Source organism: Flavobacterium sp. KACC 22763 (genome assembly GCF_028736155.1).
Classification (GTDB): Bacteria; Bacteroidota; Bacteroidia; order Flavobacteriales; family Flavobacteriaceae; genus Flavobacterium.
Window position 1 is genome coordinate 2,533,084 of sequence record NZ_CP117879.1, and the last position, 18,350, is coordinate 2,551,433.

Annotated in this window: 17 protein-coding genes; 2 read left to right on the top strand and 15 right to left on the bottom strand. The window is 34.2% G+C overall.

Translation table 11 applies throughout. From position 1 onward, the window contains the following. Positions 1–8: 8 nt before the first annotated feature. The 14 genes from PQ463_RS10120 to PQ463_RS10185 form a co-directional block, all read right to left on the bottom strand. Positions 9–1,583 (bottom strand): arylsulfatase, encoded by a 1,575-nt coding sequence (locus PQ463_RS10120; RefSeq protein WP_274257636.1) that lies wholly within the window; start codon positions 1,581–1,583, stop codon positions 9–11. A gap of 56 nt (positions 1,584–1,639) precedes the next feature. Continuing rightward, complete coding sequence (locus PQ463_RS10125; RefSeq protein ID WP_274257638.1) at positions 1,640–4,012, bottom strand: arylsulfatase; 2,373 nt, start codon at positions 4,010–4,012, stop codon at positions 1,640–1,642. A gap of 139 nt (positions 4,013–4,151) precedes the next feature. After that, positions 4,152–5,549, bottom strand: coding sequence for a DHA2 family efflux MFS transporter permease subunit (locus PQ463_RS10130; RefSeq protein ID WP_274257640.1), 1,398 nt, complete (start codon positions 5,547–5,549; stop codon positions 4,152–4,154). 225 nt (positions 5,550–5,774) lie between these two features. After that, on the bottom strand, positions 5,775–6,155 hold the full coding sequence (locus PQ463_RS10135) for a hypothetical protein (RefSeq protein ID WP_274257643.1): 381 nt from the start codon (positions 6,153–6,155) through the stop codon (positions 5,775–5,777). A 278-nt stretch (positions 6,156–6,433) separates the two neighbouring features. Continuing rightward, positions 6,434–6,847: a hypothetical protein gene (locus tag PQ463_RS10140; RefSeq protein WP_274257644.1), complete on the bottom strand. Its 414-nt coding sequence runs from the start codon at positions 6,845–6,847 to the stop codon at positions 6,434–6,436. Positions 6,848–6,855: 8 nt separating this feature from the next. After that, positions 6,856–7,305: an SMI1/KNR4 family protein gene (locus tag PQ463_RS10145; RefSeq protein WP_274257645.1), complete on the bottom strand. Its 450-nt coding sequence runs from the start codon at positions 7,303–7,305 to the stop codon at positions 6,856–6,858. 90 nt (positions 7,306–7,395) lie between these two features. Next, entirely contained in the window at positions 7,396–7,662 is a 267-nt protein-coding gene (locus tag PQ463_RS10150) for a hypothetical protein (protein WP_274257647.1), read from the bottom strand. Between the two features lie 214 nt (positions 7,663–7,876). Then, positions 7,877–9,001 (bottom strand): ABC transporter permease, encoded by a 1,125-nt coding sequence (locus PQ463_RS10155; RefSeq protein WP_274257649.1) that lies wholly within the window; start codon positions 8,999–9,001, stop codon positions 7,877–7,879. After that, positions 8,998–10,104, bottom strand: coding sequence for an ABC transporter permease (locus tag PQ463_RS10160; protein WP_274257650.1), 1,107 nt, complete (start codon positions 10,102–10,104; stop codon positions 8,998–9,000). The genes PQ463_RS10155 and PQ463_RS10160 overlap by 4 nt, the downstream gene beginning before the upstream one ends. A 1-nt stretch (position 10,105) precedes the next feature. After that, positions 10,106–10,849 carry an ABC transporter ATP-binding protein gene (locus PQ463_RS10165; RefSeq protein ID WP_274257651.1) on the bottom strand — a complete coding sequence of 248 codons (744 nt, stop codon included), beginning with the start codon at positions 10,847–10,849 and terminating at the stop codon, positions 10,106–10,108. Continuing rightward, positions 10,839–11,789, bottom strand: a complete 951-nt coding sequence (locus tag PQ463_RS10170) for an ABC transporter ATP-binding protein (RefSeq protein WP_274257652.1) — start codon at positions 11,787–11,789, stop codon at positions 10,839–10,841. The genes PQ463_RS10165 and PQ463_RS10170 overlap by 11 nt, the downstream gene beginning before the upstream one ends. An 11-nt stretch (positions 11,790–11,800) precedes the next feature. Further along, entirely contained in the window at positions 11,801–12,703 is a 903-nt protein-coding gene (locus PQ463_RS10175) for an HlyD family secretion protein (protein WP_274257653.1), read from the bottom strand. An 11-nt stretch (positions 12,704–12,714) separates the two neighbouring features. Next, positions 12,715–13,956: a TolC family protein gene (locus PQ463_RS10180; RefSeq protein ID WP_274257654.1), complete on the bottom strand. Its 1,242-nt coding sequence runs from the start codon at positions 13,954–13,956 to the stop codon at positions 12,715–12,717. A 28-nt stretch (positions 13,957–13,984) separates the two neighbouring features. Then, entirely contained in the window at positions 13,985–14,611 is a 627-nt protein-coding gene (locus PQ463_RS10185; protein ID WP_274257655.1) for a TetR/AcrR family transcriptional regulator, read from the bottom strand. Between the two features lie 259 nt (positions 14,612–14,870). Between PQ463_RS10185 and PQ463_RS10190 the strand changes: the two genes are divergently transcribed. Then, positions 14,871–15,638, top strand: a complete 768-nt coding sequence (locus tag PQ463_RS10190; protein ID WP_274257656.1) for a DUF2490 domain-containing protein — start codon at positions 14,871–14,873, stop codon at positions 15,636–15,638. A 9-nt stretch (positions 15,639–15,647) separates the two neighbouring features. Here the strand turns inward: PQ463_RS10190 and PQ463_RS10195 are convergent, their stop codons facing one another. Next, on the bottom strand, positions 15,648–16,625 hold the full coding sequence (locus PQ463_RS10195) for a YheT family hydrolase (protein ID WP_274257657.1): 978 nt from the start codon (positions 16,623–16,625) through the stop codon (positions 15,648–15,650). A gap of 249 nt (positions 16,626–16,874) precedes the next feature. Between PQ463_RS10195 and PQ463_RS10200 the strand changes: the two genes are divergently transcribed. Further along, positions 16,875–18,245 (top strand): sensor histidine kinase, encoded by a 1,371-nt coding sequence (locus PQ463_RS10200; protein ID WP_274257658.1) that lies wholly within the window; start codon positions 16,875–16,877, stop codon positions 18,243–18,245. Positions 18,246–18,350: the final 105 nt, after the last annotated feature.

Consider the following 18,350-nt stretch of genomic DNA (forward strand, 5'->3'; position numbering starts at 1 on the left):
AAAAAATATTACTCAGCACCTGGTTTCTTTAAACCAATATCTTTCATAGGATATTTTTGATACGTTCCTAAATGAGCGGCAATAAGTCCCATTACACCAGGAATTCCCCACTCAAAAAAACGATGTCCTGTACTTAATTGCTCTTTTGGATCTGTATATAAATTATATACCCATGGGCTCATTCCGATACTTTGAATCGTAGACTGATCCAGATTTTTTCGTTCTACCGATGTATTAAAAACATTCATATGCACTTTGTATTCCTGCCAACGCACGGCCATGAATTTGGTTTCAGAATACATAAAAACAGCATTCCTATTCGACACCCCTTTATCTGACAGAAAAAATGATAACTGATCTACTCCATCAATATAATTAGATGATGGAATTTTATCTAAAACTCCAGCTGCCGAAAGAGACGTATTGAACATATCGCAAATATCAAATAATCCATCACTTATGCGTCCCGGAGCTATCATACCTTTCCAATAAGCAATTCCTGGTACTCGCACTCCACCTTCCCAAGTTGTTCCTTTTCCTCCTCTAAACGGAGTGTAACCACTATCTGGCCAAACATCTTCATTTGGACCATTATCAGAAGTAAGAAATACTAATGTGTTGTCGTCTATTTTTAAATCTTGCAAAAGTTTCATCAATCTTCCCACAATATCATCAACTTCAACTACTGCATCTTTATAAGGAAATGCCGCAGGACTTTTTCCTTTGTAACCTTCTGATACGTAATTATCGTTATGCACTTTAGAAAAAGAATGAATCAAGTAAAATGGCTTATTTTCTTTAACAGATCTTCGGATAAAGTCTTCACTGTAATTAGCAAAAACCTGATCTACTTTAGAAAGTTCTTCAATATTAGATATCGGCTGAACTATTTTGTTTTCTTCCCCTTTTTTGCCTGTCAAAATGTTTTGATCAACCAATTTTTTAATTGCATTTAATCGGTCTGGTTTATTAATTAGATCTGGATAAATCCATTCGTTTACAAACTGCGCATATTCTGATTGAACTGAACCAAATCCAAGCCATTCATCATACCCAACTTCATTTGGGAGACTTCCTTTACTTTCGCCCAAATGCCATTTTCCTGAAATTGCCGACTTATAGCCGTTTTGAGAAAGTATCTTGGCTGTTGTATTTTCAGAAGCCCACGGATTCACTTTCGGATTTTCGCCCGTCAAAGTTGGTCTTGTTAATCCTGATCTTGCCGGAATTCTACCTGTCATAATTGCCGCACGACTTGGTGTACAAGTTGGCTGTGCATAAGTCGAAGTTAACTGTAAACCTTCGTGAGCCAGTTTATCCATGTTTGGAGTTGGTGCACCAATCGCTGTACCTCCACCATAAACGCCGATATCACCGTAACCCATATCATCAATAAGAATAATCAAGATATTAGGTTTCTTTTTTAATTTGCTCATTTTATCCTTCATTTCTTTATCCTGATCAGGATGAGGAATAGCTGGTTCTAAATAATCTTTCAATTTAACAGTTGGATTAAAATAGTTTTGCTGTGCGCTTATTTTAGCAACAAAAACCAAGGCTAATAAAACAATATATTTTTTCATAATTTTTTATTTAAACTAAAATTCTTAATTCACAATTCACCATTTACAATTCATAATTATTTCAAGTCAATCTCGACCTTATCAATAATTCCTGTAAACTTAAATGGTGCTTTATATGATTTTGCAACTGGCGATCCTGAATCTTCACCAATTCCGAAAGTATCGATTCCAAAACGAGCTGCTACGGTTTTATCAATTCTTCCTTCGCCAACTAATTTATTGTTGATATACAATTTTCCAGTTCCGCCTTTTCCAGTTCCACCTCCATCGTAAGCAAAATCAAATCGTACGGTACTCTTTCCAACTGGAAGAGATTCTTTTGAAGTAATTACAAAGCGTGACTCATCAAAATAATTATAATGATAAACCAATTTTCCGTTTTGAACATACAAAGCAAATCCAGCCGAACTTCCGCCAGAAGCCACAATAATACCACTGTCTGATTTTGATTTCAGCTCGATTTCTGCTGTAATGCTATGCGATTTATTTTTAGTATTTGGAGAAGCTGTTTCTGCCAATCTAGTTGCTCCTGCATAAAAAGTAAAGTGTTTGCGTTTAGGATCTGATGGTGTAGGTTTTGGCGAAATTAATCTTCCTGTTCCTCTATCATCCAACGGATAAACGTTGTATTTTTTAGCTTCTTCATCAAAAATTGCTTTCAATTCTTTAAGCTTCTCTGGATATTTTTTAGCCAAATCAACCGATTCGCTATAATCTTCATCAATGTTATAAAGTTCCCATTTGTCTTTATCCCAGTTTCCTGGTGCATAATCCTGTCTCCAAGGAAAAGTATGCTGTGTTGCTGCTACCCAACCGTTATCATAAATGGCGCGGTTGCTGAAAACCTCAAAATATTGTCTGGTTCTAACTGGTTTGGCATTTTTATCTGTAAAAGTTGATAAGAAAGAAACGCCGTCCATAGGTTTCTGTTCAACACCATCAACCGTTTTCGGCGCTGGCAAATGAGAAGCATCTAGAACCGTTGGGAGCACATCTATCAAATGCACAAACTGACTGCGCATTCCGCCTTTATCTTTTATCATTTTTGGCCAGCTAACCACCATAGGATTTCGGCTTCCGCCAAAGTGAGAAGCTACTTGTTTTACCCATTGAAAAGGGGCATTTCCTGCCCAAGCCCATCCAACTGGATAATGTGGCTCGGTATTAGGCCCTCCAATTTCGTCAAGATGTTTTAAATTATCTGCCAAAGGAGTTGAAATTCCGCTTAATGCTTTTATTTCATTAACCGTTCCCTCCATTCCTCCTTCTGAACTTGCACCGTTATCTCCAACAATATAAAATATCAATGTATTATCAGCATCTGGAAGTTTGCTTATGGCTTCAAGAAGTCGTCCCGTTTCATGATCGGCAAACGAAAGATAGCCAGCATAATTTTCCATCAAACGTGCAAACAATTTTTTCTGATCTGCTGAAAGTTTATCCCAAGGCGTAACCCAGTCTGGTCTTGGAGTCAATTTTGTTCCTTTTGGAATAATTCCCATTTTTAACTGGCGTTCATACGTTTCTTGTCTTACCACATCCCAGCCTTTATCAAACTGTCCCTTAAATTTATCACGCCATTCTTTTGGTGCATGATGCGGAGCGTGTGCAGCTCCTGGAGCAAAATACATCATAACTGGTTTTTGAGGCGCTACTGATTTACTGTATTCCAGCCAGTTGATTGCTCGATCAGTCATATCGGTCATAAAATGATAGCCTTGTTCTGGAGTCTTATCTGGTTCTACCGCTTTGGTGTTTTCAAAAAGAACTGGATAATATTGATGTGTTTCTCCGCCAATAAATCCATAAAAATAATCGAAACCTAAACCTGTCGGCCAGCGGTCAAAAGGTCCTGTAATACTGCTTTCCCAATCTGGAGTGTTATGATTTTTTCCAAACCAACTAGTGCTGTATCCATTCCCTTTTAAAATTCTACCTGATGTTGCCGTGGTTTTAGGAATCATGCAATTGTAACTTGGATATCCTGTTGCCCATTCGGCCAAGAATCCTGAACCTGCATTGTGATGATTTCTTCCTGTCAACAAAGCAGCACGTGATGGTCCGCAGATTGCGGTGGTGTGAAATCGGTTATATTTTAAGCCATTTGCGGCTAATTTATCCAATTCTGGAGTTGGAACTGGACCTCCGAAAGTACTCACTTGTCCAAATCCAACATCATCTAAAAGAATGATAATGACATTTGGCGCTCCTTGTGGCGGAGTAACTAGTTTTGGCCATTCTTCTTTAGAATCTTTATAGGTCTCTCCGATTTTGCCTCCAAATGGCGGCTCAGGAATTGGGAGTGTGGTTCGGTCTAATTCTCCTGAATCCGTTTTTTCTGTTACAGAATCTGTTTTCTGTGATTGGTTGCAGCTGAAAAGAAATACAGCTAAAATTAAAAGCAACTTTGGGCTGATAAAAGATTTCATATTTAGAAATTTAGTGGTACGCACTAATTTACAAACATGTGTTTTATAAAATCTCTTTATGATGTTTCAGATTATAATTTGCAACCAATTTGCTTCGAAAAACTACTTTTTAAACGTACAAAATTTTCATCTGATACATTTACATATACCCTTCTCCATCTGTTTTGCTTAGCTTCGAAAAAGTATAACTGGATAAAATAGTAAAAACTGCCAATGTAATAAAAGTATATTTAAATGCTTTGTCAGTATTTAAGTCAAAAATACCTGTCTGAAATAACGAAAGTGCAAGACTAGAAACAGAAACTCCAAAACTTACCGAAAGCTGCTGCATTATCACCAGCATTGTATTTCCTCCGCTCGCGGTGTCTTGATCCAAATCTGAAAGTGTAATGGTATTCATTGCCGACATTTGTACAGAAGTAAAAACTCCATAAAATATCATCAGCAAGATATAGTAACCAAGCGGCGTTTCTTTTGTTACAAAACCAAGAATAATCAATATAATTCCCAATAAAATAGTGTTGCTTATTAGTACTGTTCTGTAACCGAAAAATTTTATAATGCTTACCATAAATGGTTTCACAGCTACATTTGACAAAGCAGAAGGCAGCAATAATAATCCTGATACAGAAGCCGAATAGCCAAAACTGGTTTGTAGCATAAGTGGTAATAATAAAGGTAATCCGCCTATTCCTAATCTGGTGATCAAACTGCCAATTAACCCAATTTTTAAGGTTCTGATATTTAGAAGATGTAAATCAATTATAGGTTTTTCAGTTCTTTTATAATGGACATAATAAAAAAGAGAAAGAAGTCCAGATAGAAATAACAAACTTAAAATCACAATCATATGAGTTCTTTCGTCTCCTATAAGTTCCAAAACCAAAGTGATGGAGATCAGCGCTAAGCTAAAATACATCAAACCTCTAAAATCGAACCTTCCGACAGCATGTTTAAAATTAGGCATTATTCGGTATGCCATCGAAATTCCGATAAGACCAATAGGAATATTCACCAAAAATATCCAATGCCAGCTTAAATTATCCGAAAGAAAACCTCCTAAACTTGGACCAGCAACCATTCCTAGCAATCCAAATACGGTTATAAAATTCATAGTTTTGAGCAGTTCGCTTTTTGGATATTGATATAAAATAGCCAATCGTGCAACTGGAACCATCATTGAAGCCCCAACTGCTTGCAGAACGCGAGCCAAGTTAAAGGATTTTAAATCGGTAGAAAGTGCACAAAATAAAGACCCCATAATGAACAAGAATACAGCAATCATAAACATAGTCCTAGTGCCAAATTTATCTGCCAGCCATCCAGAAAGCGGAATAAACATAGCTAATGTTAAGGTATAGGTCACAATGACAGAATGCATCTCGGTTGGTGAATATCCCATATCTCCAGCTATTGAAGGCAGTGAAGTATTAAGAATAGTACCATCTAAAGATTGTATAAACATAGCAATTGCTGTTACCCAAGGAAGCAGATGAACTGCATTTTGCTCTTTTTTTTCTTCTTTATTATCTAGCATCCTATAGTTTTAGATAGAAACTCCATTTATAGCTTATGAAAATTAATAAAAAAAAGCTTAATTATGTTAAGAATATCTTTTTTAAATAGGAATTGCCTCGCCCCGAGTTTAAAATTTACCTATAGCGCTGATTTGTAATCCGCGCAATCGTTGCTCATAAATCTGCACGATCGGGATTTGTAAACCAAGTGAAACGAAGAAATAACATCTGAAAAAACGTTCTCTTTAAATAATTTCTTCAAGTCTATAAACTTCTCCCCATCTATTTTCTAAGCGACTATCATAAATATTAAAGGGAATAATTGAACTATCTTTTTCGGTAGACAATCCGGTAAATGTCCAAAACAATTCCTCAAATTTACAAACCAAATATCCTCTATCATTAAATGAGTAGTCTCCCAAAATCTTATAATCTTGCAAATGTTTAACATCATGCTCGTCCATAGGACGAAAGGCATCAACGACATTTTTTGTTAGTTCAACTTTACCATTCTCAAAGAACTCTAGCTGATTTTGGTAGATTATACAAAAAAATAAACCACCTGCATGAAGATCAGTATTTGCAATTAAACTTGACTGGTACTTTTTATTAATTTCTATTTTCATTACGATATTATTAATGAATGTATTCAATTTGCTAAGCTTTAGTTGGAAGAACTGTTAGCGCGGACTTGCAATCTGTTCCCGTAACAATAAGACACTAAACAAATCATAAAAAAGTTTTACAAATTAATCTCCTTTTTATATTCACAAAGAGAACTACAAATCTTGGTGGGCACGAATTACAAATCCGCGTAATCGGACGAAATCCTCATAATATCTAAAGATTCCATTATTAATTATTTTTTCCATGTTTTTGATTAACTATCGTTTTACTCTCTTACCTAATTGTAAACTAAATTTTTCAACTGTAATTCATCTGTCACCTCAATAACGCCAAAAACACGACAACTATAATAGCCTCTATACTCTTTAAAATTAAAAATCACCAAAAATTCTTTCTTACAATTTTCTGAAAATGTTTTTAAGTAACGATATTCGTGCTTTCTATCTTCACTTCTTAAATACTCAAGTTTATCAACTCCTAATTTTGCAAGTTCTACATAAGCCATTTCATTTATATCTACAGCTTCCTTAAGAGAAATTGATTTCTTTAATGACAAAATTGTTTGGTGCCTTTCCCCTTTATCATTACAGTAAAAAGTAAGCACTACTTCTTCATCATAGTAGTTTACGGGAAAAGTCTCTTGACTTAATTGAATCTTGTTTAAAAAAAGCATATTTTTAAGTTTTGCCATTATTCTAGTTAGATACCTAGCTGTTTTATTCCTTCATCTTTTATAAAATCACTAAATGTATCTTTAAATTTTGATATCTCTAATCCATCACTTAATATATATACTTCTGGATTATCATTCCCTAACTCACAATCAAAGAAATAAAAATTGTAACCCTGCCATTGCCCAAAAAAGAAATAACTATTTTTTATAAACGGCTTTTCTTTTTCTGATTTTCTATCATCAAAATGTATCATTTCAAGAACATCTAATTTATTTTCTTTCAGTGATGGATATGTCATATAGTAACTACTTAACAAATTGCCAGTATTGGCTCCAAAATTCACCAAATATTCTTTATAAGCCAATGGTAGTTTTAATTGAAATTTTTTTTCAATTTCATCTATTATTTGACTTTTAACTCCACTTGAATTGCCAATTTCTGATGCATATTGTTTTAAAAATGATAAGTATTCCATAGTGTTGTGTTTAATAATGTAATTTGGGAGTTGTCATTATTATAATATTTATTTCTGGAAATCGCTGGCTCAAAAATTCTTTCACCTTTTTTAATTTTCATCATTTGGAGGAAAAGGATAATCTGTAATAGGCAACCAGCTCTCCTGTCTTTTTGCTAAATAATACTGAATCTGTCCTAATTTATACGAATATTCATGTATCAATTCTCCTTTGGTATCCTTAAAATCAATATAAACAAAAGGAGAACCATCAATCACTTCATCAGTAACTTCAATATTGGTTCTCTTTTCCTTATTAAATTTATAAGTATATTGACGCGCTGCGATAGGTGCGTACATTACCTGTCTAACTTTCATTCTTTTAATATTTTAAATTATCAATTAAAATCACCTTTAACGCGGATTTGCAATCCGTACGCGCAACAGTTAAGACACAAAAACAAATCATTAAGGCAAAAATTTACAAAATAATATGCTTTTTTATATTTACAAAGAAAACTAACAATCTTTGTGGGCACGGATTGCAAATCCGCGCTATCATTGCGCTATCATTTTCAGGAATCTTTTTATATTAACTTGTTTTTCTATAGTTATAAATCGCCAATGAATTTAAAACAACCGCAAAAATAATTAAGTATAAAAGCTCTCTTCCAACTTCTTGCAGACCACTTCCTTTCAAAACAATAAGACGAACCACTTTAATAAAATGCGTTACAGGCGTAAATTCTGAAATGGTTCTTGCCCAATTCGGCATACTATCAGTACTAGTAAAGAAACCGCTCATGAGCATAAAAATCATCATAAAGAAAAAGGCGATAAACATGGCTTGCAATTGCGTATCGGCAAATGTTGAAATCAAAAGTCCTAACCCTAATAAGGCCGTTAGATAAACTCCTGCAAAAAGATATAAAACTAAGAAACTGCCTTGCGGAAATATTCCGTAAATCAAATATATTACAATAAGACCAACTGTAAATACAATCATTCCAACAATCCAAAAAGGGATTAGCTTACCCAGAATAAATTGCCATTTTTGAATTGGCGTCACATTAATCTGTTCAATCGTACCAATTTCTTTTTCTTTTACAATATTCAGTGCCGTAATAAATCCGCCAATCAAAGTGAGCAATAAAACCAGAATTCCAGGAACCATATAGTATTTATATTCTGCTCTCGGATTGTACCAATTTGTACTGTTTAAAGTTATTAAGGATGGCGAAACAGAAGCCGATTGTGGCGGTAATTTAAACCGAATATCCAAATCATTACTAAAATCTGCCAGCACAACATTTAAATAAGCATTTCCGATATTGGATTTCGTTCCGTTAATGGCATCTGCAGCGATATTCACTTTCTGGCTGCCTTCTCTTACCAAATTTCGTTCAAATCCAGAAGGAATTTCTAGAATTAGATCGGCATCTCCCGTTTCAATAAACTTCATGCCTTCTAAATACGATGCTGGTGCTCCTACAATATGAAAGTATCCCGAAGAGCCTATTTTATTTATTAATTTTTCTGAATAAGAACTATGGTCATGATCTACATAAACAATGTTTACACTTTTCACTTCAAAATTAGCCGCAAGCGGTAAAATGATGAGCTGTATCGTCGGCACAAAAAACATCATTGCAAGAATCGTTTTATCTCTAAAGATCTGTCGAAATTCTTTCTGCAGTATAAAACGTAACACCTTCATGACAATCTGATTTTAAATTTTTTCAAAGAGATCGTAAGCAATAAAACTGTCATTACTGCCAATATTAGCGTTTCTTTCCAGATATATGAAAAGCCCAAACCTTTGAGCATTACAGCTTTTACAATGATATAATAATAATGCGACGGAATTACATGAGAAATCGCTTGAAATATCCAAGGCATATTTTCTATCGGAAACATAAAACCAGTCAGAATCAAAGTTGGCACCATCATACCCATCATCGATATAAGCATCGCAGTTTGTTGCGAATTGGTAACATTTGAAATCAATAGTCCAAGAGAAAGACAAGTGATAATAAACAAAATACTTTCTGCAAAAAGAAGCAGAAAACTTCCTTTAATCTCAACATCAAGCAGATATACTGAAAGAAATATAATAATGATAAAGTTGATTATGGAAAGTACTAAAAATGGAATTGCTTTTGCGATTAAAACCATAATGGGTTTGAAAGGCGACACCAGCAAAATTTCCATCGTTCCAAGTTCTTTTTCACGCACAACAGAAACCGAAGTCAAAGCTGTACTTACAATCATAAAAATCAAGGCAATTACGCCAGGAATAAAGTTAAGCGAACCGTTCTGCTGTTCATTATAAAGCTGTCTTAATTCTGGAATTATTTGATAATTTAACTTCGCAGACGGATTTAATTCCTGCTGATAATCTCTAATAATCGCGTTCAAATAATTGGTAACTATTGTCGCCGTATTAGGATCTGATGCATCAGCAATTACCTGAATTTTTGCTCCTCCGAGACGTTGAATATCAGAACCAAAATTGGACGGAAAAATGACCGCACATTTTATGCTTCCGTCTTTAAATCTGTTCTCAATATCATTGTAATTCAAGATCGGATTTTCAACATGAAAATAAGAACTGGACTGTATCTTTTGTATCATTTTTTCGGTATGAATATCGTGTGAATTATCCTGAATGGCAATTCCGATATTCTTTACTTCGCTGCTCAAGGCAAAACCAAAAAGAACAATTTGTGCAACAGGAAGCCCAAAGAGAATCAGCAAAGTTCTTCGATCTCTGAAAACATGATAAAACTCTTTTTGGATAAAAGCCAGTAATCTTTTCATACTAATCTGATGTTCTTTTGGCATTTCGTGCCAGTTCATAAAAAACCTCATCCATAGAAACGGCATCGAAGCGTTTTTTTAATGCTGATGGAGAATCTATTGCTGCAACATGCCCGTCAACCATAATACTGATTCTATCACAATATTCGGCTTCATCCATATAATGAGTGGTAACAAAAACCGTAATTCCGTCAGCTGCTGCCTGATAAATCATTTCCCAAAATTGGCGTCTGGTTATTGGGTCAACACCACCTGTAGGTTCGTCTAGAAAAACAATTTTTGGGCGATGAAATACGGCAACAGAAAAAGCCAGTTTCTGTTTCCAACCCAAAGGCAATCCGCCAACCAATTTTTTGGCTTCTTTCTCCAAGCCCAAAGCCGAAACTAAATCTTTACTTCTTTCCTTTATTTCAGGTCTAGAAACACCATAAACTCCAGCAAAAAATTCAATATTTTCCAAAATAGTAAGATTATCATACAGCGAAAACTTCTGACTCATATAACCAATATTTTTCTTGATTTTTTCCTGCTGTCTATACACATCAAAACCAGCCACGTGGGCTTCTCCAGAAGTCGGAAAAGAAAGTCCGCAGAGAATTCGCATGGCTGTTGTTTTTCCAGCTCCATTGGCTCCTAGAAATCCAAAAATTTCGCCTTCGCTCACTTCAAAGCTAATTTTGTCAACCGCTTTGAAATCACCAAACTGTTTCGTTAGATCTTTACAAACTATAGCTTTATTTTCCATTCAGCATTTCTTTTGGTTCATTCAAATGATTTTGTTCCCGCATTAGACGAATAAAACTGTCTTCAATTGTTGGCTCTATTTTTTTTACTTCTAAATCTTCGGGATTGTATTTTTGAGCAATAGTTATAACTTTCTCTACATCTGCAAGCTCTGAAGACAATGTAAGATGAAGAAATTCACCAAAGGCATCGCAATTCTCAATTTCTTTTTCCGTTCTAAGATTTTGTAAAAGCTTGTAAATATTCTTTGCTTTTACAGCAAAAAGCGGTTTCGGGAAACTATTTATAATTTGTTTCGGTTCATCAACTGTCATTATTTTTCCGTTTTGGATAAGCGCAATGCGATCGCATAATTTTGCTTCGTCCATGTAAGGAGTCGAAACTACTATTGTAATGTTTTGCTTTTTAAGTTTTGCCAGCATTTCCCAAAATTCACTTCGAGAAACCACATCTACACCTGTTGTAGGTTCATCCAGAAATAAAATTTCAGGTTTATGAATCAAAGCACAGCATAAAGCCAATTTTTGCTTCATTCCTCCAGAAAGTTTTCCGGCACGTCTGTCATTAAAAGGTTTTATCTGATCGTATATATCTTTAATCAGTTCATAATTTTCTTCAATCGTGGTTCCGAAAATGGTGGCAAAAAACTCGAGATTTTCTTTTACAGTCAAATCCTGATACAAAGAGAATTTTCCAGGCATGTAGCCTACTTTATTTCTAATTTCCTCAAAGTCTTTTACAACATCATGCCCTTCAACAGTTGCTGTACCTCCTTCCGCCAAAAGTAATGTCGTTAAGATTCTGAAAATCGAAGTTTTCCCAGCGCCATCAGGACCAATTAAGCCAAAAAGTTCTCCTTTCTGCACTTCAAAAGACACCTCATCTACAGCGACAAAATCACCATATTTTTTAGTAATATTTTTTAATGTAACTGAAGGCATATTGTATTGTTTTATTTTGACCAAAGAACTTCTCCGTACATACCAATTTTCAGATATCCATCGTTTTTCACTCTTACTTTTATCGCGTAAACCAAATTGGCTCTTTCATCTTTGGTCGGAATTGTTTTTGGAGAAAACTCAGATTTGTTTGAAATCCAAGCAATTGTTCCCTGATATTCTTTGTATTTCTTCTCACCTTCGTCTATACGCACTTTAACCTGCTGTCCTATTTTAATTTGTGGCAGTTGCGTTCCTGTTATATACGCTCTCAAATCAAGTGTTTCCAAATTGGCAATTTTGTATAATGGTTTTCCAATTACAGCCATTTCATACTGTTCTGCATATTTTGCCAAAACGGTTCCTTTTATCGGATTTACAATTACGCTTTTGTTCAATTGATCTTCAATTCCTTCTAACTGAACTCCAACTGTATTTCCTTGTTGAGTCAAGTTTTCAGTAGTGGTTTCCAGCGAACTCTTCTGAGCCTTTATCTGCGCTTGTAAAGCGGCTACTTTAGAATTTATATCATCCAATTGCTTTTGAGAAGCTACTCCACCTTTTACTAATTTTTCAGTTCTGTTGCGGTCTAAAATAGCATTATCGAGCTGTCGTTTTAAACTTTCGGTTTGTATCTGTATTTGCGGTCTTCCGCTCAGAATTGCTTTTTCACTTTGGCGCAATTGCATTTTATTTATAGCAAGCTGTGTACTGTCTATAAAACCTACTTTTTGTCCTGCTTCTAATTGTTGGCCTTCTTCTACATTCAATTGTAAAATCTGACCGTTTGCTTCTGCTGACAGAATGGTTTCAACAGCTTCAAAAGACCCCGAAGCATCAAAATCATTTTCTTTATTATTGCATGAAAACATGAATATTGCTGGAATAAGAAAATATAAAAGCGTTATCTTTTTCATAATGTATAGTATTAATTTCCTTTGATTGTTTGATACTCGTATTCTGCCATAAGCAATTGAATTTCGTGCAATGCTTTTTCTGCTCGTGCATTTCCTTCTTTTTCGGTTGCATTCAGTAAATCGATTAGCGGGCCAGCGCCAGTGTCGTATTTCAGCTGATATCCTTCGCGAATAGTCTGACGAAGTTTTACAATTTCATCATCATCTTTCAAAATGGCTTTCTGTCTTTCAATGTCGGCCGTTTTTTGATTCATTTGAAATCTGGTGTTAAATAAAAAGGTCTCTTCTTGAACTTCTATTTTTTTCAAATTCTGCTGTGTCAGCTGTTTTTCGTTTGAATTTTTATACAATCCTTTTATATCCCATCCAACACTTACTCCAGCAACTCCAACGGTAGAAATTTTATTGGTTCCCAAATTAATTCCAGGTGCCAAAACTACACCTGCACCCAGTAAGCCAACTTTAGGCATAAGGCTAACTTTCCGCATTTCGGATTGTGCATTTACCAGATTGCGCTGACTGGCAAAAAGTAATTGTTCTGGACGTTTGATAATAGTGTCGAGACTAGAAGAATTGAAAGGTTTTCCAAGTTTTTCCTGACTGATGTTTTTCCCTATCAAATAAGAAAGCATCGTTTGGTAACCTGCTTTAGTATATTCAAAATCTTTTTTCTGTCTGCTAAGATTGAGCTGTTCAGCTTTCATTTCATCAACATCCGTTTTATACGCCAAACCATTTTCGTGAAGTTTTTTAACCTTATCAATATTATTGGCAATAATGGCATTTTGAATTTGAAGCTGCTTCAATTGCTCGTCAATAAGCAATACGCCGAAATAAAGCTGATTTACGCGAGAACGTAAATCGTAAAGCGAGACTTCTACAGAAGCTTTATCCGCGTTTGAAGATGCCTCAATAATCTTTTTCTGTGTTTTGGTAGCGCCTCCATCCCAAATAGTCTGATTGACTTGCCCGAGACCAATAAACTTAAATTTGCTGTCGTTTCCTGAACTTCCCAAAGTCGGAAAATCTCCAAAAACGTATCCTTCAATTGCGGTTAGACTTATTTGAGGCAGATAAGCTTTATTGGCATTACTCAAAGTATATTCTTTACTTTTTTCAATAAGTTCATATTGTTTTATTAAAGGATAATTCTCAACAGCCAACTGATAACTTTGATCAATTGTCAAGGTCTGTGCCTGTGCTGTTATAAAGGACAAGATTCCAATATATTTAAAGTATAATTTCCTTCTCATTACAGTATAAATTAACTTCAGGTTAGTATTAGGCTTTAAACATCATATTAATCCAGATCGGAATTTTTTTCTTGCGCTCTTGCATTAGTGCATGAAACTGTTCTGTTTCCAGATTTCTGCTTCCCATAATAATGGGTTTGACTATAAATGGAAAAACGACCAATCCCAGCAGATTCATCAAAAAGTGCAACGGATTAGGTTCTGTTATTTCTTTATTTTGAACTGCTTCTTGAAATTGTTTAATAAAAACAGAATCATTTACGATTTCTTTAATGGGCAGTTTTTTTAAAAGTTCTTCTGGATTATTACGAATTTCAGTTAAAATAAAGGTTGGAATTTCAGGTTCTACACTGATAAAATCAATGTATCGCTCGGCAATAGTTATTACTTTTTGTTCCAAAGAAGTTTTCTCATCATCCAAAATCACTTTCATACTGCCTATAAAACCAGAAAAAGTTTCTGCCATTATAATTTCGAAGAGTTTAGCCTTACTTCTGAAATAATAGTTAAGCAAAGCAAGATTCAAACCTGCTTCCTCAGCAATATCTCTAGTTCGCGTTGCTGCAAAACCTTTTTTATAAAAAACAGTTTTGGCTGCTGTTTTTATCTTTTCTTCTGTAGTAGAATCTTTTTTCTCAGATGCTGAAGCACTCATATTTAATATTTTTAAAGGCAAAGTTAAGTTTTTTACAAATACGTTAAACAAAATTTTTAATCAAATGATTAAAAATTTTGTTTAACGTATTTAACATCTTTGATTCAAAACACATAAAAACCTGATATAAAACAAATTAAAACTTAAATATAAGACATAATTTCTCGTTAAAAAAGAATATCTTTACTTTAACAACTCATTACTTATTACCGATTTTAAAGAAATTTACTTTTTTTAATTAATTTCTATCGTGCTTTTTATGAAAACCAATTTTATCGGAATCCTGATTTTCTTGCTTTCTATAAATGTATTTGGACAAGGACAGGAAAAAGAAATTAACCAGCAGCTTCAGACTTGGGTATCTATAAACACTGTCACCAAATTTGCAGATCATTGGGGTATGATTGGTGACTTTCATATCAGACGAAATGATTTTGTTTCCGACCCGAGTTTTTATTTTATAAGAGGAGGCATCAGCTATATTCCAAATTCAAATATTTCTCTAAATCTAGGATATGCGCACATGTGGCTAGCACCTTCCAATCCCGATTGGAGTACTTTTTCTGACGAAAACAGAATTTATCAGCAGGCACAATTAAACACAAAATTTGGGAATGTAAGCATTTTGCAGCGCTTACGAAATGAACAGCGCTGGCAAGAAAAAATCGTTAACGATAAACCCAGTGGTGATTGGCGTTTTACTAATAGAATTCGTTATCTCATGAGTTTTACTTTCCGAATTTCTGATAAAAAATCGTGGCCGCAAATGGTGCTTTCAGATGAGATTCTGCTACATTTTGGAGAAGAAGTTATTTACAATACTTTTGATCAAAACCGCTTTTTTATCGGAATCAAAAAAAATATAAATCCAAAATGGAGCTACGATTTTGGCTATATGAATGTCTATCAGCAAAAATATTCCGGATATCAATATGACATGAATCACACGATACGGTTATTCTTTTATCTGAGTACCAGCATTAGAAAAAAAGCGCCTTCTGAAATTGAGAATTCTGGCGATGAATAAATTTATTCTTTAAACCAAAGTATTGTTAGACCTAAAAGATTCAAAAAACTTAAACGCTCTTTTCTCGGCATAAGAATATTCAGAATCTCTAAGCGGAAAAGCACAATGCCCGCCATATTTAGGCGTTTCCAGATAAACATATGCACTGTCTTTGGCAATCATTCTTGGGTAACATCTTTCGCCCAAAAAAGGATCGTCTAGCGAATTAATTATTAAAACTGGAGTTGTAATATTTTTAAGTGAAAACTCTGGAGAAACACGTTCGTAATAATCGTCACGGCTCGCAAATCCATGAAGCGGTGCCGTAAAATATTGATCGACTTCATCAAAAGTAGAAATATTATCAATTTGATCACGGTTGATAAAATCAGGAAACTGTGCTGCTTTGTATTTCAGTTTCTTTTTAATATCTATTGTGAAATTCTTTAGATAAACTCTATTAAAACCTTGCTTAAGCACTTCTGCACTTGTTGCAATATGCGTTGGCACCGAAATAGAAACCGCTGCCTTTATGCGCTGATCAATTTTTGTCCATCCCAAATAATTAAGAAGCTGAACGCCTCCCATTGAATATCCTATTAAATAGACATCCTCTATTCCTTTTCTCAATGCAAAACGTACCACTTCATCAAGATCGTCAACAGCACCATGATGATATAATCTCGGAAGACGATTCATTTCTCCACCGCAAGTACGATTGTTCCAAGCAAAAACTGAAAAATCTTTCTGCAGAAAATAGGCTGCACAGCTATTATTATACGTTCTGCGAGAATCACCTTCTAAACCATGACATAAAATAACTGCTTTTTTTGAGTCATTTAAAATGTAATCGATATTGATAAAATCTCCGTCATTCAATTCATGCTTTTCTCTTGTATATTCAGGCACTTCGAACCTTTTTATCAAGGCAGCATAAATGGTAGAAACATGCCTGTTGCGATGAATAATCGAAGGGGAAGTATATTCTGATTGTTCAATTAGTGGCATAACAAGGTGTTTTGTGGTACTTTTTACAAATCTAAGAAATCATTCAATATGTAATTTAATTCTTTCTTTTAATTATTTCCTTTTTTGAATAATTTAACTTTATGTAAATTTAAAAAAACAGTAACAATTCTAAAGAAAACTAATTGTTAAATATGCAGGAACATGGCTCATGAAGCGCCAACTCAGGTCTAAATGTTTAGTTTATTTATATATTTGTAAAATCGATTTCCAAAAAGCAAAATCCTTTTAATGTTTGAACTTTTACCAGTAGATCCAAAAACCATTTTTCTGCTTTATTTCTGGGGTAATTTTTTTACCTGCCTCCTCATTTTTAGTTTTTCGTTTTCGTATGCCAATAGTGATAACAAAAAAATATTAAAATGGTTTGGATTAGGTAAATTAATACTGACTCTTGCTTGGATATTGGCTCTTCTACGTAATATCATCCCGGACTTTGCTTCTATCAATATTGCCAATTCTATGATTTTTGGCGCCTGTTGCTTTGAAACCATTGCAATGCTGTCGCTCATTAAAACACATGCAAAAAGGCAATTTCAAATTCAAATAGCTATTACAGTTGCGTCAATATTGCTTTTTAATATTTCGACACTGTTTGACGCCTCAATGAATACTCGTGTTATCATTGGCGGCATTGGTGTTTTTGCCATCTATTTATTGCCTACAATTATTTATTTTACAGAAAAGGAAAAAAGCTTTTTCAAGACTTTTTATGTTTTGTGTTATACAGGATTTGAAATTCTAATTGCAATACGAATAGTTCACAGATACTTGCATCCTCAAAATCTTATTATTTCAAATGATACTTTTGATAGCTTATACAGCATTTGTCTTTTCCTTCTGACCTTAATTGGAATTGTAGGCTTTTTGCTCTTAGTTAAAGAAAGGCAGGATAATAAAATCAAAAAGCTTTTGAGTGATAGAAATCAGTTTTTCTCTATTATTTCTCATGATTTAAGAGGCCCTTTAGGATCATCGGTTTCTCTGTCTGAAATTCTGCTCGAAAATATTGATCAATACAGCCGTGAAGAAATTAAAGAAATATCTGAACTGCTGCATGATTCGAATAAGAATATTTACAAACTACTTGAAAATCTGCTAGAATGGTCTAAGGTCCAAACCGGAATGATTGCTTTTCATCCTAAAAATATATTGCTAAATGCCTTAATTGAGGAGAATATTGAACTAAGTAGAAATGCAGCTTTAAATAAAAATATAAACATCACATTTGAATCGGCTTTTCTGGTTGAAGCAGAAGTAGACAAAAATATGATTAGCACCATTTTGCGTAATTTGCTAAGCAATGCCATTAAATTTACTGACAAAAATGGAGAAATTAAACTAAAATTGACCAAAACCAATCAGAAAGCAGAAATTTCTATTACAGACAACGGAATCGGAGTTCCTGACTACATCAAAGAAAAACTATTTAAAATTAATGGAAAGGTTCTCCAAAAAGGAACAGAAAACGAACTCGGAAGCGGACTTGGATTGTTACTTTGCAAAGAATTTGTAAACATCCATAAAGGAGAAATCTCGGTTGAAAGCGAACAAGGAAAAGGAAGTACATTTAGGTTTACACTTCCGCTAAAGATTGATTAAATTTTAAATTAAATTCCAATACTGAAATTCCAAATTCCAAGCTCAATAACAAAATAAAAAAAATCCAAATCCCAGTATAATTGGAATTTGGATTTTTTTTATTTG

Coding starts and splice junctions, on each gene's coding strand:
- PQ463_RS10195 (WP_274257657.1), bottom strand. CDS start 16,625: ATGCCACTAATTGAACAATCAGAATATACTTCCCCTTCGATTATTCAT.
- PQ463_RS10170 (WP_274257652.1), bottom strand. CDS start 11,789: ATGCCTTCAGTTACATTAAAAAATATTACTAAAAAATATGGTGATTTT.
- PQ463_RS10135 (WP_274257643.1), bottom strand. CDS start 6,155: ATGAAAATAGAAATTAATAAAAAGTACCAGTCAAGTTTAATTGCAAAT.
- PQ463_RS10180 (WP_274257654.1), bottom strand. CDS start 13,956: ATGAGAAGGAAATTATACTTTAAATATATTGGAATCTTGTCCTTTATA.
- PQ463_RS10130 (WP_274257640.1), bottom strand. CDS start 5,549: ATGCTAGATAATAAAGAAGAAAAAAAAGAGCAAAATGCAGTTCATCTG.
- PQ463_RS10160 (WP_274257650.1), bottom strand. CDS start 10,104: ATGAAAAGATTACTGGCTTTTATCCAAAAAGAGTTTTATCATGTTTTC.
- PQ463_RS10125 (WP_274257638.1), bottom strand. CDS start 4,012: ATGAAATCTTTTATCAGCCCAAAGTTGCTTTTAATTTTAGCTGTATTT.
- PQ463_RS10150 (WP_274257647.1), bottom strand. CDS start 7,662: ATGAAAGTTAGACAGGTAATGTACGCACCTATCGCAGCGCGTCAATAT.
- PQ463_RS10190 (WP_274257656.1), top strand. CDS start 14,871: ATGAAAACCAATTTTATCGGAATCCTGATTTTCTTGCTTTCTATAAAT.
- PQ463_RS10175 (WP_274257653.1), bottom strand. CDS start 12,703: ATGAAAAAGATAACGCTTTTATATTTTCTTATTCCAGCAATATTCATG.
- PQ463_RS10140 (WP_274257644.1), bottom strand. CDS start 6,847: ATGGCAAAACTTAAAAATATGCTTTTTTTAAACAAGATTCAATTAAGT.
- PQ463_RS10185 (WP_274257655.1), bottom strand. CDS start 14,611: ATGAGTGCTTCAGCATCTGAGAAAAAAGATTCTACTACAGAAGAAAAG.
- PQ463_RS10200 (WP_274257658.1), top strand. CDS start 16,875: ATGTTTGAACTTTTACCAGTAGATCCAAAAACCATTTTTCTGCTTTAT.
- PQ463_RS10155 (WP_274257649.1), bottom strand. CDS start 9,001: ATGAAGGTGTTACGTTTTATACTGCAGAAAGAATTTCGACAGATCTTT.
- PQ463_RS10165 (WP_274257651.1), bottom strand. CDS start 10,849: ATGGAAAATAAAGCTATAGTTTGTAAAGATCTAACGAAACAGTTTGGT.
- PQ463_RS10145 (WP_274257645.1), bottom strand. CDS start 7,305: ATGGAATACTTATCATTTTTAAAACAATATGCATCAGAAATTGGCAAT.
- PQ463_RS10120 (WP_274257636.1), bottom strand. CDS start 1,583: ATGAAAAAATATATTGTTTTATTAGCCTTGGTTTTTGTTGCTAAAATA.